We start from the raw sequence: 272 nt of genomic DNA, 5'->3' as shown, positions 1-272 counted from the left end.
GGCGAGCAAGGTATTCAAGGCGAAACTGGGCCTCAAGGCGAACAAGGGCCTCAGGGCGAACAGGGACCTCAAGGTGAACAAGGACCTCAGGGCGAACAGGGACCTCAGGGCGAGCAAGGACTTCAAGGCGAACAGGGGCCACAAGGTATTCAAGGTGAACAAGGGCTTCAAGGCGAACAAGGGCCTCAGGGCGAACAAGGGCCTCAGGGCGAACAAGGGCTTCAAGGCGAACAAGGTATCCAAGGCGAGCAAGGTATTCAAGGTGAACAAGG

At 57.7% G+C, this 272-nt stretch carries 1 protein-coding gene; it reads left to right on the top strand.

Going from position 1 to position 272, the window contains the following annotated elements; translation table 11 throughout:
- Positions 1 to 272 (top strand): hypothetical protein (locus CN373_RS24980; protein WP_240519127.1); only part of this gene is annotated, 272 nt, incomplete at both ends.

Source organism: Bacillus cereus, from assembly GCF_002561295.1.
GTDB lineage: Bacteria > Bacillota > Bacilli > Bacillales > Bacillaceae_G > Bacillus_A > Bacillus_A cereus_S.
Note: the sequence above shows the minus strand (reverse complement) of the source record. Positions and strands in the feature narration are given on the sequence as shown.